This window comes from Glaciihabitans tibetensis, assembly GCF_003003265.1.
GTDB lineage: Bacteria > Actinomycetota > Actinomycetes > Actinomycetales > Microbacteriaceae > Glaciihabitans > Glaciihabitans tibetensis.
In genome coordinates this window covers 79,885-94,316 of record NZ_PVTL01000003.1, presented here as the reverse complement: position 1 = coordinate 94,316, position 14,432 = coordinate 79,885, and the positions used below count along the sequence as shown (strand labels likewise).

Genomic DNA, 14,432 nt, shown 5'->3' with positions numbered 1-14,432 from the left:
GCGGCGATTCACATTGGCGAGAAATAGTCACGGTGTCTCCGCCCCCGAACGGGGATTACTCCGGCTTGTTACTGGGCCGGCGTAACGGTGTAGTCCTGCAACTGCGCGGCGACTGCGGGACTCACTGAATTCACACCACCCAGGATCACGATCTTGGCCGGCTTCAACCGGGTCAGCTCGGCCGCGATGGACTCCGGCAAAGTGTTTGGAGCGACCAACAGGATTGGCGCTGCGTCACGTCCGGCGACGGGCGCGCCCGAAAGCGCGTCGGGGAAATTCAGCCCATTCGTGATGTACACAACGTCAGCGTTCGGCGCGAAGTTCTTCGCCGAGATGTCCGCAGATGCCGAGAACCTGTCCGCACCAGCCAGGCGCGTCACCCCGCCAACGGTCAGAGCCCCGAGCTTGGACTTGACTGCCTCCGTTACCGAGTTCACGCCACCCAGAACAACAATCCGACCCGGCTTCAAACGCTTCAGCTCAGCCTCAATTGCCCCGGGGATCGCGTCTGGCGTGACCAGGAGAATCGGTGAGCCATCTTTCGCTGCAACCGGCGCTCCGGCGAGCGCGTCTGGGAAGTTCAGCCCGTTCGCGACGTACGCAGTCGCGACTCCGGCCCTGAAACTCTCGGCCGAGATGGCTGCGGATGCCGCGAACCGGTCAGCACCGGCGAGACGCGTGACGGTGCCGGCGGTGTACGCATCCAGCTGGGTTTTGACCGCCTCTGAGACGGAATTAACTCCACCGAGCACCACGATTCTGCCCGGCTTCACACGCCCAAGTTCGGCCTTGATCGAAGCGGGTATTTCCCCCGCTAGCGTCAGCAGAATGGGAGCTCCCGCCTGCGCTGCGACCGGGGCGCCCGAAAGTGCATCTGGGAAGTTCAATCCATTGGCCACGTACGCGACCTCAACACCGGGTTCGAAGCTTCGCCGCGAGATCGACGCGGACGCGTCAAACCGGTCCGCCCCGGCAAGGCGCGAAACGTCGCCAGCCACCGTGATATCGATATGCGGTGTGTCAGCCGTGCCTATCACCTTTACGTCAGAAGCACTCTCGACCGACGAAGCGTCGTCGAAGAATCCCCGACCCAAACTAATTCCGGAGGAGTAGGCCTCGAATCCGATTCGGTAGGTGCCCGCGGCAAGTCCTGGAATCGTGTACTTGCCGCCAGCCGATGTCCGGGAAGAGTTCTGCGCGACCCACCCACCGCTGACACTGTCGAAAGCATATGCGGTGGAGGTGCCATATAGCTTCGAGCCGATAACGGAGGACAAGTCCACTGATCCACTGACAGACCCTCCTACTGCAAGCTGCGTGTTTGCCACAACTGCGTTGCTGCCGGCTACAACCAGAGGCGTCGAACTCGACTCGAACCGCTGATTGTCCCAGTATTCCGATACGAACGAGCCCGACTCGTTGTCCGCGCTCGTACCGAATTTCAAGGTGAAGGTTTGCTGACGTAGCGCCTGTCTGAAGGTGTAGTAGCCGTCTGTGTCGGTTCGCACGCTGCCTGACCCCATGGGAATACCATCGGAATCGATCACGCCAACCGTCACGTTTGGAACGGGAGCGCCGGTTCCTTCGGCCGTCACCCGGCCGGAAAGGTGGGCGCCGGGAATGAGGGTGGCGTTAAAGCCGGACTTCTGTTCACCTTCCAAAACGGTGAACTCAGAAGCGTCTTCCAGCGTGGTCGCCCCACCCCAGTACTGTCCTGCGTAAAAAGTCGACGAGAAGAGCCCCTCGGCTTCGAAGTAAAGCTTGTAGGTGCCAGCACTGGTTCCTGCCAGGTCGTAGCGTCCGTTGTAAGTAGCTCCAATATTTACGCGCGCGCCAGTCTTAGCGTCAATCAAGTGTGCGGTGACGGTGCCCGTTGGTTCAGACCCGATTGCGCCCGTTACTGTGCCGCTTACAAGCGCGGGGCGAGCCAACGTGAAGTTTTTCGCTGTCACTATACTCGTGGAGCTAAGACTGAAGTATGTAGCTTGTTCGTCGTTTAACACTCCAGCCCAGTACTCGCCTATGTACGCGTTGTTCCAGTGGCTTACCCAAAGGGTGTATTCACCGGCGTCAAGCTGAGCGAGATCGATGCTGTATGCCCCGGACGCGCTCGTCAGCACCGTCGGAGCTTTTGCCAGCGCCCCGGGTGTCACCAGCATCACGGAGATACCCGCGAGAGGCGCCCCATTTGTTCCCGTCACGGTGCCTGTGACGACACCTGCGGCGGCGTGAGCGGGTGCAGCGTCGGTAACCGTGAACATCCCGGCGACCAGCGCCACAGCGGCGAGAAGCGCGAAAGCGGAACGGCGCCATGGGGCGCCCCCGGGTTCCCCTCCGCGGTGGGCGTGGACTGATCGGAACGGAAGCATCGATTCCCCTCTCAGGGGACTGGCGAACGGGATCTGCGACTCGACCCAGACGGCGTCGTCCAGCACAGCCGGTGGTTCACATTAGCGACGATTCTTCACGATGTCTCGCCCCCAGAACGGGACGGCCACACCCCTCGGCACCAGATTCTGATGGGCTGCCCCACCTGCAGGATCGGGTACCTCGAAAAATCGTCATATTCCGCGCTCCCCCAGGTGGGTGGTCCCGCAACAGTCGCGGGCGAGCCGGTCCGGGTCCCCGGGTGAACCATCGCGCCGCGTATTCTTAGAGTGCGAACGGGTGAGGGCGAGACGTTGAGAGCTAGACATACATGGAGCAATAAGTGACGACGACCCTGCGAGTGATCGTTGACGAACTACTTTCCTCAGCCACCAATGGTGTCCCCCAATACACGCAGCACCTCACGCAAGCGCTGATCAGCACCGCGCCAGACAACTGCGAAGTGAGCGGTGTCATCGCGTCGTCGTCCGCGGACGAGTACCAGGCCGTCATTGACTCGCTGCCCGGGCTCGCGAGCCTCGCCACCACGGCCCTCGGGCGACGGGAGTTGCAGGCGGCCTGGCAGCTGGGACTATCCAAACTCTCCCGCGGGGGCATGGTGCACGCCCCGAGCCTGCTCGCGCCCCTGTCCCGCCACGACCGGGTACATCACCGCGGCGACCAGACGGTTGTCACGCTGCACAACACCCTCGCGCTCACCCACCCCGAGTCGCTTTCCCCCCGCGAGGTGGCCTGGCAGACCGCGATGCTCAAGCGCGCCCATCGCTTCGCCGATGCCGTGGTGGTGCCGACGCATGCGGTCGCCGCGCAGCTTGACGAAAGAATGAAGTTCAGCGAGCGGATCCGGGTGATCGGGGCCGCCGTCAGCCCGACCCTCCTACTGCCGCCAGACGCCGCCGCGCGCACAGCGGCCCTCGAGCTCCCCGAGCGCTACCTGCTCACGGTCGCCTCCGGGAGCGACACCGCCGGTCTCGCCCACCTGATTCGTGCCCTTGCCAGCGAAGCGGATGCCGGCCTGCCGCTGTTCATCGTGGGCGCAGCAAGCCCGGCGGAGGACGTCGAAATCGCACGGCTCACCGCCGAGGTCGGACTGCCAGACGGACGGGTGCGCTCGGTAGGGCGCCTGGACGAAGAGGACCTCGCCGTGATCCTCGACCGGGCAACCGTGTTCGTCTACCCCTCACTTGCCTCCGGCTTTGGCCTTCCGCTGCTCGAGGCGTTCTTCTTCGGCACCCCGGTGGTGCACTCCGACGATCCCGCGCTCCTCGAGGTCTCTGCGGGAGCAGGGATCGCGGTCTCCCGTGGAGACGGCACCGGCTACCCGGACCGGCTCGCCGAGGCTATCGCGGCCGTGCTCGGCGACCCCCAGTTGAGCCAGCGCCTGCGCTATGCCGGGCTTGACCGCTCGGGGGCGTACACCTGGCGATCCGCAGCCCAGCAGGTCTGGCAGCTGCACGCAGACCTGTAGCGGGCGCCGCTCGATCGGCCGGCCTCGCCTGCTCCGCCGACCTCGTCTCGTCCGGCGGCCTCGCCTACTCGGGCGGGATCGATGAAGCGATGGTGGATGCCACGAGCGCATGGATCACGTCGAAGTCCGGGTACACCGTCTCCACCACCTCGGGCACGAGCTCGAGTGTCGTGATGGGCAGCCCGCGGGCCTTCGTCGCGAGGTCCATCAGGGTCGGCACCATCGCGCCGGGCACGTCGGTGCTGACCACCTGCACACCGGCCTCGGCGATGCCCTGGAATTTCGTCAGCACGTTACTCGGCTGGAACTGCGTGATGATGGCCTGCTGCACCTGGCGCTGCCGCTCCATCCGGTCGTAGTCCGTCGTTTCGTAGCGCGACCGGGCGTACCACAGCGCGGTACCGCCATCCATGTGCTGCTCCCCCGGCTGCAGGGTGAACAGCGGTTCGGTCGCCTCGATCGCGGCGATGTTGATCTCGCGGGGTACGTCGATGGTGACGCCGCCGAGGGAATCCACCAACTCGGCGAATCCCTGCATGTCGATGACCACGGAGTACTGGAGAGTGAGCCCGGTGACGCCAGCGACGGCATCCCGCGTCGCCTCAATTCCCGGGGTGCTGCCCTCGGCCACCGCGTTGGGATACAGCTCCGGGTGTTCCTCACCGTACGTGTACAGGTAGTTAATGAGGCAGTCATCGCCGCAGTCGTACCCGTCGGGGAACGGGCCCCACAACGGCGAGCCCTCGGAGAAGATCGCTCGCTCGAAGTTGCGCGGAATACCGATCATCGTTGCCGCGCCGCTGTCGGCGTTGACGCTGACCACCGAAATACTGTCGGGGCGCATGCCGGTGCGGTCGGGGCCGGCGTCGCCGCCGAGAAGCAGGATGTTGTACTGGCCGTCGACCGGTTCCTCATAGTCGCCGCTGGCGAAAAGTTCCGTAATGGTCGAGCGGGTCACCCCGGTCACCATCGCCCCGTAGCCGGCAGCCCCCGCCGTACAGACAAGCGCGGCCACGGCAAATGCCGCGATAATCGGCCGCGCCCGAGGACCCGTGCGCACCAGTCGGCTCAGGCGCAACGTGTCGACGGTAAGCACAACCCACAGCACGGCATAGATCACAAGCGCGATCTGCAGCACCGTGAGCGCGACAACGTTCGTTGCAACGCCGTAAACCACCCGCGGGAAGAAGAGATACACCACGATCGCGATGATCGAAAGCGCCCACAGCACGAACGTCAGGCGCACGCCGAACCGCCCGAGGCCCCGGTTACCGGCGAGAAGCTGAGCCGAGCCGGGGATCAGCAGGTTCAACACCACCAGCCACCACGCACGCTTCGTCATCGTGCCCTGCGACGACACGTCCGGGTACCGCACCGGGCGGGAGACGCTCATGGTGCTCACGACGGCGAGGTATGCGCGGTTGATTCGAAGGTGGATGTCGCGATGCTGGCCTTCAGCGCGGTGTTCTTCTCTTCCACGAGCTCCTCTAGGGACTCCGCAAACGTGGTCAACTGAGCTGCGAGCGCAGCATCCCCCACGGACAAAATCCGAACGGCGAGGATTCCCGCGTTGCGAGCACCACCGATGGACACCGTCGCGACGGGCACGCCCGCGGGCATCTGCACGATCGACAGCAGCGAATCCAGGCCGTCGAGACGGGCGAGCGGCACCGGTACGCCGACGACGGGAAGAGTGGTCACCGCCGCCAGCATGCCGGGCAGGTGCGCCGCCCCGCCCGCTCCGGCGATGATGACGCCGATGCCACGGGACGCGGCTGCGCGCCCGAACGCGATCATCTTGTCGGGCGTGCGGTGCGCGGACAACACCTCAACCTCGAACTCGACGCCGAACTCTGCCAGGGCGGACGCTGCGGCGCTCATCACCGGCCAATCGGAGTCAGAACCCATCACAACGGCCACGCGGGGGGAAGACATGATCCCCATCGTAAACGGCGCGCGCACTACCCCGACGCCGCTTTCCCCGGCGGGTCACACGGATCTGTCGAGCAGGTGTTGCGTATCCGGGTTTATTCGAAGAAGGCGGCGGCGGCGCGAGCCTGGTAGACCACCTCGTCGAGGTCGTTGCCGATCGCGGTGACGTGACCAACCTTGCGTCCGGGCCGCGAGTCTTTGCCGTAGGAGTGCATTTTCACCATGGGCTGCTCGGCAAGGGCGAGCGGGTACCGGGTCGGCATGTCTCCGTCGGTCGGTCCGCCGAGGATGTTGACCATCACGCTCCACTCGCGGTGGCTTCCCGTGGCCCCGAGGGGCAGATCGAGCACCGCGCGGAGGTGCTGCTCGAACTGGCTGGTGCGCGAGCCGTCGATGCTCCAGTGGCCGCTGTTGTGCGGGCGCATGGCGAGCTCGTTGATGAGCAGGCGGTTGTCGGATGTCTCGAACAGCTCGACCGCGAGCACCCCAGTGACCCCGAGGCCCTCTGCGACGCTCACCGCGATGTCTGCGGCGACGTCGGAGGTGCGTCCTGCGGCGCCCGGCGCGGGGGCGATGACCTCGGCACACACGCCGCCCCGCTGCACGGTCTCCACGACCGGCCAGAGCCCGATCTCCCCGGAGGGTCTCCTCGCGACCAGCTGCGCGAGTTCGCGGCGGAAGTCGACGAGCTCCTCAACCAGGAGCGCGGTGTGAGTCGCGAACCAGTCATCCACCTCATCGGCTGATCGAACCACCCGCACGCCCTTGCCGTCGTATCCGCCGGTCGGCGTCTTGACGACGGCGGCGCCCTCGTGCGCGTCGAGGAAGCGGGACAACTCGGACGGATTCGTCACGCGCGCCCAGTCGGGAACCGGCAGTCCCAGATCGGCCAGACGCTGTCGCATGACGAGCTTGTCCTGGGCGACGGCGAGCGCCTCCGGGCTCGGATGCACCGCGACTCCCTCGGCCACCAGTGCGGCGAGAACGTGCTGCGGTACATGCTCGTGGTCGAAGGTGACGACGTCGACGCCGCGGGCGAACTCGAGAACCTCGTCCAGGTCGGTGTAGTGGCCTACCCTGCTCGCGGCGATCGCTGCCGAGCTGCCGTCCGTTTCGGCCAGGACCCGCAACTCAATACCGAGGGCCACCGCGGGCGGCACCATCATCCGGGCGAGCTGGCCGCCGCCGATTACACCAACGGTTAGGGTCATCCGCAATTCTCCGCACTCTTGCACGGCGCTGTCACCGAGCCGTTAGATCGGGCGATTAGACTGCCAACCGCCACTCATCCATCTTTCCCTATCGACCAGGCGGTTGCATGCGAAAACTGATTGCCCAACTCGCTCGTTTCGGGGCGGTCGGTGCAGTCGGCTTTGTGGTGGACATCGCGGTGTTTAACCTGCTCCGACTCACCGTGCTCTCGCCTGACGTAGTCGAACACGGACCGCTCTGGGCGAAGGTCGTGTCGACGAGTCTCGCGATCGCGCTGAACTGGATCGGAAACCGCTACTGGACCTTCGGCGCGGAGCGACGCACACGGGCGCTGCGCGAAGGCATCGAGTTCGCCGTGGTGAGCGTGGGCGGAATGCTCATCGGCCTCGCCTGCCTCTGGATTTCGCGCGAGGTGCTCGGCTACACCTCACTGCTGGCTGACAACGTCTCGTCGAACGTGGTGGGCCTGGGCCTCGGCACTGTGTTCCGCTTCGCGCTGTACCGTTACTGGGTCTTCAACCCCGCCCGCACGTCACGGCAGCCCGCGTCTGCGCTGACTTCGGGGTCGGCAACCGGGTCGGGCTCGGGGGCGGGCTCGGGCGCCGGGTCCGGGTCCGGCTCGGCGGCACCGGAACCCTCGGCCTGATCGGCGCAGAACCCGTGCCGCCACGCCCCGGTCGCGACCATGCCTCCGGTCGCGGGTCGCAGGTCGCAGGTCGCAGGTCGCAGGTCGCAGGTCGCGTGATTTTCCCGCCCAGTGGGCAGTTGCCGACCCGACGCCCAAATTCGTCGCGCCCACCGGCCAGCAATCGACCGATTTCTCGCGAAAGTGCGACGCAACTGGCCGGTCGGCGCACTGCTGCGGCCCCAGCCCGATCCCACCACCCGCTAGCGCGAGCCCCAGGCGGTGGTCTCATCCGTCGGTCGCGACGCGTCCTGCTGGCGTCTCGTGGACACCGAATTCTGGTTACTCTCCATCAGGTCGTGCAGAGCGGCCTGAACGAGGTCGGCACTCGGGATGTCGCGGAGCACGACCGGGTGGTCGAGGCCCGTGTTGATCTGTACGTTGCCGCTGCGGAACATACTCTGCATCGCGTGCTTGCGCACGGTGACGTCGTAGCCGCGGCTGTGCAGCAGTTCCTGGCGAGTGCGCACAAACAGGCCCTGCCGCAGCACGATCCGGCGCGTGGTGATCACGTAACGTTTGGCCAGCCAGGCCAAGGTGGGCAGAAGCCAGAGCAGAACCGCCACCACGATGGCTCCGACCACAACGGCCCCGGTCTGCCAATCTTCACGTAACTGGCCGGCGAAGTATGTGCCCAGCCCGGCGGTCGCGATCAGCACAAGCGACGGCCAGAACAGCACGCGCGCGTGTGGCCGGAGGCTTGCGATCACGCGCTCTGCTTCAGGACTGGTGGGCCCGGTCTCGTCTGACATGCTTCATTCATACCGCAGATGGGTCACGTCGCCGGCGGCGACAGCCTGAACCGCGCCATCCGCTGATCGTTTGACCAACAGGCGGCCGGACTGATCGAGGGCAATCGCGACCCCGAACAGCGCCACGCCCCCCGGGAGTTCGACGCGCACCTGCTGTCCGAGGCTGCTGCACTTTTCGCTGACGTCGGCCAGCAGCCCGCTCGCCTCCGCGTCGCCGCCGAAGCGCAGATAATCGTCGTAGAGCACCCGCACGGCCTGAAGGTACGCCGCGAGTACCTGGTCGGCGAGGTCCTCCCCCTCGGGCAATGATCCGTCGTGGTCGTGCAACCCCATCGACGTCGACACCGGCGTCGGCAGCTCGCTGGCGGGAATCGCCAGGTTCACCCCGGAGCCGATCACGACGCCCGCGAGCGACGGCAGCAGCTCAGCCAGCAGCCCGGCCACCTTCTTGCCGTCGATGAGCACGTCGTTCGGCCACTTGAGGGTCACGTTCGCGTGCGGCAGCAGCGCACCCACCGATCGCGTCATCGCCAGCCCCGCCAGCAGCGGCAGCCATCCGAACGCCTCCACCGCCAAGGGCTCACCGGCGCGCAGACGGGGCTTCAGGAGAAGGGATGCCGCGAGGGTCTGCCCGGGAGGTGCGACCCACACCCGCCCGAGCCGGCCCCGACCCGCTGTCTGGCTCAGCGTCGCGACCACCGTGAACTCGGCGGCGTCATCGGCCAACCGAAGCAGGTCATCATTGGTGGATGTCGACTCCGCCTCATACACGAGGGTGGCGAGCGCGGCGCTGCGAAGAAGATCCATGGCTACAGGATGTCACCCGGGCGACGCGCAGCGTTAGCTGGTGGAGGCGACCCGCGCAGCCTGCGCTGCCGCCACCGCGGCCAGGCGCTTGCGCCTCCGGGCCGCGCGGAGCGGCGTACGAGCCCAGATGACCACGGCACGCAACGGGTAGCCGACGGCGTAGGCCAGCGCACCGGTCTTCGTGTGGTCGTAGGGCCCGAGGGCGAGCTTGCGGTCCCAGGCGTGACGTGGCGCTCCGCCGTACCGGGCGCGGAACTGTGGGCGAAGCGGAATCGGCTGTGCGGCGTTCTGCGCCACGAGCTCTTCCATTGCTGTCACCCAGGTTTCGTCGGACTCGGGGTGAAAGTAGTTGTCGTCCAGCCAACTCGGGCGGGGCAGACGCAGGGCACCGCTGGTCAGTTCGCGCGAATGGCCGAGCAGCCCGCTCCCTTCGAAGACCAGGTTGATGAGTTCGGCGCTCGTGCCGAAGTCGTCAAGCGCGAGCACCGGGATGCCCTGCGCCGCAGCCTCGATCGCCGCGGTCGAGCTCACGGTGACCAGTCCCGCCGCCGAATCGAGGTGCTCCTGCATCGACCCTCCCGACACCACCAGGTTGGTCGGCAGCGGGCTTTCCTTTGCCGCTTCGCGCAGCAGTTGGTCGAACGGGTACTTCTCCGCGTGGGTCTGCGCCTCGCCCGGCAGGGCGCGCAACTTGATCACCACCCGCTGGGTCGGTCGCGCACGCGCGGCGGCGATCAGCCAGTTGAGTACAGCGCGACGGTCTTCCTTCTCCCGCGGAACCTTCGCCTGCGCCGCGAACACAATGTCGGTGCGTGCGGGATCCCCCGTGGCCAGAGCTGTGCCGGAGGTGGGCAGGAACGGCAGCGTCGCCAGGGCGAACGACTGGGTCACGTTCATCTTGTGCGCGAGCGCCTGGAACTCGCGGATCTCGCGCTTGCTGTGCAGCAGAAACAGGTCGACCTGGGACCGGAAGTACAGCGCGCGGCCCGTGGCGGGGATCGAAATTCCGGGCAACCCGCTGACGAACACCGGGCGATGAAGCTCGGGGTTCAGCGCGGTCGCAGCGACGATCGTTCGCACCAGCACCCGCACGACAGGCCCGCGCACCGACATCAGCACGATGTCGGGTTTGTCGGCCAGGACGCGCGCCGTGACATCCGCCAGCTCCACAATGGGAACGTCGTCTACGGCCAACGAACTCGACGACAGCGCCGCCTCGAGTTGCGCACCACTCGGCACAACGGGAGTGCCGATGATGACCATCGACTTCTCCCAGTGCGCGGGCATGCGTTCGAGCACGGCGGCGCCCCACTTGACGTACGAGTCCGAGTCGCCGATCGCCAGAACTCTCACTACACCGCCCCTATGCCGCTACGCGACGGAGCTTTGCCAGCGGTGCCAGTTCGCCGGGGAAGACGCGCTTAACGCCGTCGCCGAGAGCCTCTTCCAGGATACGAATGTCGCTGACCAGGTTTTGGAACGCAGCGGGCTCAAGCGAGGCCGAGTGGTCCGAGCCCCACATGGCGCGGTCCAGCGTGAGGTGACGCTCCACGGCGACGGCGCCGAGGGCAACGGCAGCCAGCGAGATCTGAAGTCCATCCTCGTGGCCGGAGTATCCGATCGGCACACCGACGTAGCGGTCGCGCAGGGTCTCGATGGTGCGCAGGTTCGCCTCACGGGGCGGAAGCGGGTAGGTCGAGGTCGCGTGCAGGATGATGAGCTTGTCGGTGCCGATACCGCCGAGGGTCTCGACAGCGGCGTCGATCTCCTCGAGCGTGGACATTCCGGTCGAGAGGATCACCGGCTTGCCGGTCGCCGCAAGGGCGCGCAGCATCGGAATGTCGGTGACGGAAGCCGAAGCAACCTTGTGCGCGACAACTCCGAGGTCCTCGAGGAAGTCGACGGACGGCTCGTCCCACGGGGAGGCGAACCAGTCGAGGCCGCGCAGCGTGGCGTAGTCACCGATCTCCACGTACTGCTCGCGGTTGAACTCAACCCGGTAGCGGTAGTCGAGGTAGGTCATGGTTCCCCAGGGGGTCTCCCGCATGACGGACTTCATGTGCTCAGGCGTGGAGACGTGGGGCGTGCGCTTCTGGAACTTGACCGCCTGCGCGCCAGCGGAGGCCGCGACGTCGATCATCTGCTTGGCAAGGTCGACGTCGCCGTTGTGGTTCAGTCCGATCTCGGCAATAACGTAAACCGGCTGTCCGGTTCCGAGTGGCTTGCCGCCGATTTCAACGACCATGGTTGCTCCTTTTTAACTGCGGGACGTGTGGTGAATGGGTGCTGTGGATAAAGGGGGTGCTGTGGATGAGAGGGGTGCTGTGGGCGAGGCGGATGCCGCGGTCGCCAGCAGCGGCGCGATCGCATTCGCGAGCCCCAGCTCCTCCGGAGTGTCGATTTCGATGGAGGAGAGCTCGCCGACTTCAGCGATGCCGACCCGGCCGAAAAAACGGAACCCGGCGGCCCGGAAACCGGCGGTGCGCATCACGTAGAACGCTCCGGTTTCACGGAAATGCGGTTCCCGGTCCTGGCGGCGCGGGCGAAACGACGCGTCGTGGTTAACGCCGGCGGCACCGTCGGGGCCGAGCTGCCACAGAAAGGCGTAGGTCTCCACCGCGGAGAACACGACGTCTTCTGTGCCCTCGAGAACGCGCGCGATGGCGGCGTCAAGAACCACCGGATCGATAAAGGGGGATGTCGGCTGGATGAAGACCAGCACCTCGGGAACCTGTTCGCCATCCCGGTCGATCGTCTCGAGCACATCCAGGAGCGCGGACTCGCTCGTGGCCGTGTCGCCGGCCAGCTCATCGGGACGGGCGCGCACCTCTGCCCCGCTGGTGCGGGCGGCCATCGCGATCTCGGCGTCGTCTGTGCTGACAACGACCCGGTCGATAAGGCGGGCGGAGAGGGCGGATGCCACGGCGCGACTCACCAGCGGAATCCCCGCCACGGGAGCCAGGTTTTTGCCTACGATCCCTTTGGATCCCCCGCGGGCCGGCACAATTGCGAGGACACTCACGGGTTCCTCCTGAACTGTGTGATGGCGATAGGCGATCTAGCGACGGTAGAAGCGCAAAACATACGAATGCTTTACAACCGGTGAACGGAAGGCGCCCCAGAGGTGGCCAGTGGATTACCTGCAACGGCCCAGCCCGTCTTTTGTGCGACCCCGAGAGGCGGGAGCGCAGCCCGGGCTCGGTAGAGTGAACCGATGAATGCCGACGATCGCCCCACCCCGGACCTCTCTACTACCGCGGGCAAGCTCGCCGACCTCAAGGTGCGCTATCACGAAGCGGTGACCGCGAGCGGCGAGACCGCGATCGAGAAGCAGCACGCGAAGGGCAAAAAGACCGCACGCGAGCGGATCGAGCAGTTGCTCGACCACGGCTCGTTCGTCGAGCTCGACGAGTTCGTGCGTCACCGCACCCATGCCTTCGGCATGGAGAAGAAGCGGCCGTACGGCGACGCCGTCGTCACCGGAACCGGGACGATTCACGGCCGCCAGGTGGCCGTCTACGCGCAGGACTTCACCATCTTCGGCGGCTCGCTCGGCGAGGTCGCGGGCGAGAAGATCATCAAGGTGATGGACCTGGCACTGAAAACTGGTGTGCCCATCATCGGCATGCTCGACTCGGGCGGCGCGCGCATCCAGGAGGGCGTGGTTGCCCTCGGCAAGTACGGCGAGATCTTCAAGCGCAACACCCTTGCCTCGGGGGTCATCCCCCAAATCTCGATCATCATGGGCCCGGCCGCGGGAGGCGCGGTGTACTCCCCCGCTCTCACCGACTTCGTGATCATGGTCGACAAGACCAGCCAGATGTTTGTCACCGGCCCCGATGTGATCAAGACCGTGACCGGCGAGGATGTCGGCATGGAAGAGCTGGGTGGGGCGCTCACCCACAACAAGATCTCCGGGGTCTCGCACTATCTCGCGAGCGACGAGGATGACGCGCTGGACTACGCCCGCGCGCTGCTCAGCTTCCTGCCCGACAATAATCTCGCCGAGCTGCCCGAGTACGAGAGCAGCGTCGAACTCGAGATCACCGACGAAGACCGCCGCTTGAACACAATCATTCCCGACTCCCCTAACCAGCCCTATGACATGAAGACGGTCATCGAGCACATTGTTGACCACGGCGACTTCCTCGAGACGCAGCCGCTCTTCGCGCCGAACATCGTCGTCGGTTTCGGCCGGGTGGAGGGGCGCCCGGTGGGAATCGTGGCCAACCAGCCGAACGCCATGGCCGGCACATTGAACATTGAGGCGGGCGAAAAGGCTTCCCGCTTTGTGCGCTTCTGCGACGCCTTCTCGATTCCCATTCTGACGCTGGTGGATGTTCCGGGATACCTGCCGGGCACGGATCAGGAATGGACCGGCGTCATCCGCCGCGGCGCGAAACTGCTCTACGCCTACGCCGAAGCGACCGTGCCGCTGGTCACCGTCATCACCCGCAAGGCGTACGGCGGGGCGTACATCGTGATGGGATCGAAGCAACTCGGTGCCGATCTCAACTACGCCTGGCCTACGGCAGAAATAGCCGTGATGGGTGGCCAGGGCGCGGTCAACATCCTCTACCGCAACGAGATCCGGGCAGCGGAGGCAGCGGGAGAAGACGTGGCTGCGGTGCGCACCAAGCTCGCCAACGAGTACACCTACAACGTGGCATCCCCCTTCCTCGCCGCCGAACGCGGAGAACTAGACGGCGTGATCGAGCCGGCCGCGACCCGGGTGGCCGTGGTGAAAGCGCTACGCGCACTCAAGACGAAGCGAGCAACGCTGCCCCCGAAGAAGCACGGGAACATTCCGCTGTGAGCCAGCCAACGGAGAGCACCGCCGGCAGCGCGGCCCAGCACGGCAGCGCGGCCCAGCACGGCAGCGCGGCCCAGCACGGCAGCGCGGCCCAGGACGGCAGCGCAGGCGGCCAGGCGCCGGACGGGCCACGAATCGACATTGTGGGCGGTAACCCGACTCCCACCGAGGTCGCCGCGGTCACCGCGGTGCTCGCCGGCGTTCTCGAGGAGCTCAGCGGGCACGTGCAGCAAGACCTGCGCCGACCGCAGTCGGCGTGGAGGCGCGCCCAGCGTCCGATGCGGTCGCCGCTGCATCCCGGCGCGGGGGTCTGGCGGGGCTTCTCCGGCTGATTCTGCTGGTTTGGGGGACACGACCCCAAAGCCACGCACTCGG

At 66.1% G+C, this 14,432-nt stretch carries 13 protein-coding genes; 4 read left to right on the top strand and 9 right to left on the bottom strand.

The features are described from left to right. Positions 1-68: 68 nt before the first annotated feature. Positions 69-2,435 carry a cell wall-binding repeat-containing protein gene (locus B0I08_RS06420; protein WP_106211006.1) on the bottom strand — a complete coding sequence of 789 codons (2,367 nt, stop codon included), beginning with the start codon at positions 2,433-2,435 and terminating at the stop codon, positions 69-71. Positions 2,436-2,710: 275 nt separating this feature from the next. On the opposite strand from B0I08_RS06420, the gene B0I08_RS06415 reads away from it, so the two are divergent. Then, complete coding sequence (locus B0I08_RS06415) at positions 2,711-3,856, top strand: glycosyltransferase family 4 protein (protein WP_106211004.1); 1,146 nt, start codon at positions 2,711-2,713, stop codon at positions 3,854-3,856. A gap of 64 nt (positions 3,857-3,920) precedes the next feature. On the opposite strand, the gene B0I08_RS06410 is transcribed toward B0I08_RS06415, so the two are convergent. From B0I08_RS06410 to B0I08_RS06400, 3 genes are all read right to left on the bottom strand, one after another. Next, positions 3,921-5,249, bottom strand: coding sequence for an LCP family protein (locus B0I08_RS06410; RefSeq protein WP_106211593.1), 1,329 nt, complete (start codon positions 5,247-5,249; stop codon positions 3,921-3,923). Between the two features lie 5 nt (positions 5,250-5,254). Beyond that, positions 5,255-5,800: a 5-(carboxyamino)imidazole ribonucleotide mutase gene (gene purE, locus B0I08_RS06405; protein WP_106211002.1), complete on the bottom strand. Its 546-nt coding sequence runs from the start codon at positions 5,798-5,800 to the stop codon at positions 5,255-5,257. A gap of 83 nt (positions 5,801-5,883) precedes the next feature. Continuing rightward, the gene (locus tag B0I08_RS06400) at positions 5,884-6,999 is read right to left on the bottom strand and encodes a 5-(carboxyamino)imidazole ribonucleotide synthase (protein ID WP_106211000.1); all 1,116 of its coding nucleotides are present in this window, start codon (positions 6,997-6,999) and stop codon (positions 5,884-5,886) included. A gap of 107 nt (positions 7,000-7,106) precedes the next feature. Here B0I08_RS06400 and B0I08_RS06395 point away from each other — a divergent pair, with 107 nt between their 5' ends. Then, entirely contained in the window at positions 7,107-7,646 is a 540-nt protein-coding gene (locus B0I08_RS06395) for a GtrA family protein (RefSeq protein WP_106210998.1), read from the top strand. A gap of 242 nt (positions 7,647-7,888) precedes the next feature. Here the strand turns inward: B0I08_RS06395 and B0I08_RS06390 are convergent, their stop codons facing one another. The 5 genes from B0I08_RS06390 to B0I08_RS06370 are packed head-to-tail and all read right to left on the bottom strand — an operon-like array spanning position 7,889 to position 12,266. Further along, positions 7,889-8,437, bottom strand: coding sequence for a PH domain-containing protein (locus B0I08_RS06390; protein WP_181243277.1), 549 nt, complete (start codon positions 8,435-8,437; stop codon positions 7,889-7,891). A gap of 3 nt (positions 8,438-8,440) precedes the next feature. Further along, positions 8,441-9,244 (bottom strand): biotin--[acetyl-CoA-carboxylase] ligase, encoded by an 804-nt coding sequence (locus tag B0I08_RS06385; RefSeq protein ID WP_106210997.1) that lies wholly within the window; start codon positions 9,242-9,244, stop codon positions 8,441-8,443. A gap of 33 nt (positions 9,245-9,277) precedes the next feature. After that, complete coding sequence (locus tag B0I08_RS06380) at positions 9,278-10,597, bottom strand: DUF6716 putative glycosyltransferase (RefSeq protein WP_106210995.1); 1,320 nt, start codon at positions 10,595-10,597, stop codon at positions 9,278-9,280. Positions 10,598-10,607: 10 nt separating this feature from the next. Next, positions 10,608-11,489: an N-acetylneuraminate synthase family protein gene (locus B0I08_RS06375; RefSeq protein ID WP_106210993.1), complete on the bottom strand. Its 882-nt coding sequence runs from the start codon at positions 11,487-11,489 to the stop codon at positions 10,608-10,610. A gap of 12 nt (positions 11,490-11,501) precedes the next feature. Next, on the bottom strand, positions 11,502-12,266 hold the full coding sequence (locus B0I08_RS06370; protein ID WP_245884634.1) for an acylneuraminate cytidylyltransferase family protein: 765 nt from the start codon (positions 12,264-12,266) through the stop codon (positions 11,502-11,504). A 192-nt stretch (positions 12,267-12,458) separates the two neighbouring features. On the opposite strand from B0I08_RS06370, the gene B0I08_RS06365 reads away from it, so the two are divergent. After that, the gene (locus B0I08_RS06365; RefSeq protein WP_106210989.1) at positions 12,459-14,060 is read left to right on the top strand and encodes an acyl-CoA carboxylase subunit beta; all 1,602 of its coding nucleotides are present in this window, start codon (positions 12,459-12,461) and stop codon (positions 14,058-14,060) included. Continuing rightward, the gene (locus tag B0I08_RS17995) at positions 14,057-14,389 is read left to right on the top strand and encodes an acyl-CoA carboxylase subunit epsilon (RefSeq protein WP_245884632.1); all 333 of its coding nucleotides are present in this window, start codon (positions 14,057-14,059) and stop codon (positions 14,387-14,389) included. The genes B0I08_RS06365 and B0I08_RS17995 overlap by 4 nt, the downstream gene beginning before the upstream one ends. Positions 14,390-14,432 lie beyond the last annotated feature (43 nt).

Coding starts and splice junctions, on each gene's coding strand:
- B0I08_RS06410 (WP_106211593.1), bottom strand. CDS start 5,249: ATGAGCGTCTCCCGCCCGGTGCGGTACCCGGACGTGTCGTCGCAGGGC.
- purE (WP_106211002.1), bottom strand. CDS start 5,800: ATGGGGATCATGTCTTCCCCCCGCGTGGCCGTTGTGATGGGTTCTGAC.
- B0I08_RS06400 (WP_106211000.1), bottom strand. CDS start 6,999: ATGACCCTAACCGTTGGTGTAATCGGCGGCGGCCAGCTCGCCCGGATG.
- B0I08_RS06395 (WP_106210998.1), top strand. CDS start 7,107: ATGCGAAAACTGATTGCCCAACTCGCTCGTTTCGGGGCGGTCGGTGCA.
- B0I08_RS06390 (WP_181243277.1), bottom strand. CDS start 8,437: ATGTCAGACGAGACCGGGCCCACCAGTCCTGAAGCAGAGCGCGTGATC.
- B0I08_RS06385 (WP_106210997.1), bottom strand. CDS start 9,244: ATGGATCTTCTTCGCAGCGCCGCGCTCGCCACCCTCGTGTATGAGGCG.
- B0I08_RS06375 (WP_106210993.1), bottom strand. CDS start 11,489: ATGGTCGTTGAAATCGGCGGCAAGCCACTCGGAACCGGACAGCCGGTT.
- B0I08_RS06365 (WP_106210989.1), top strand. CDS start 12,459: ATGAATGCCGACGATCGCCCCACCCCGGACCTCTCTACTACCGCGGGC.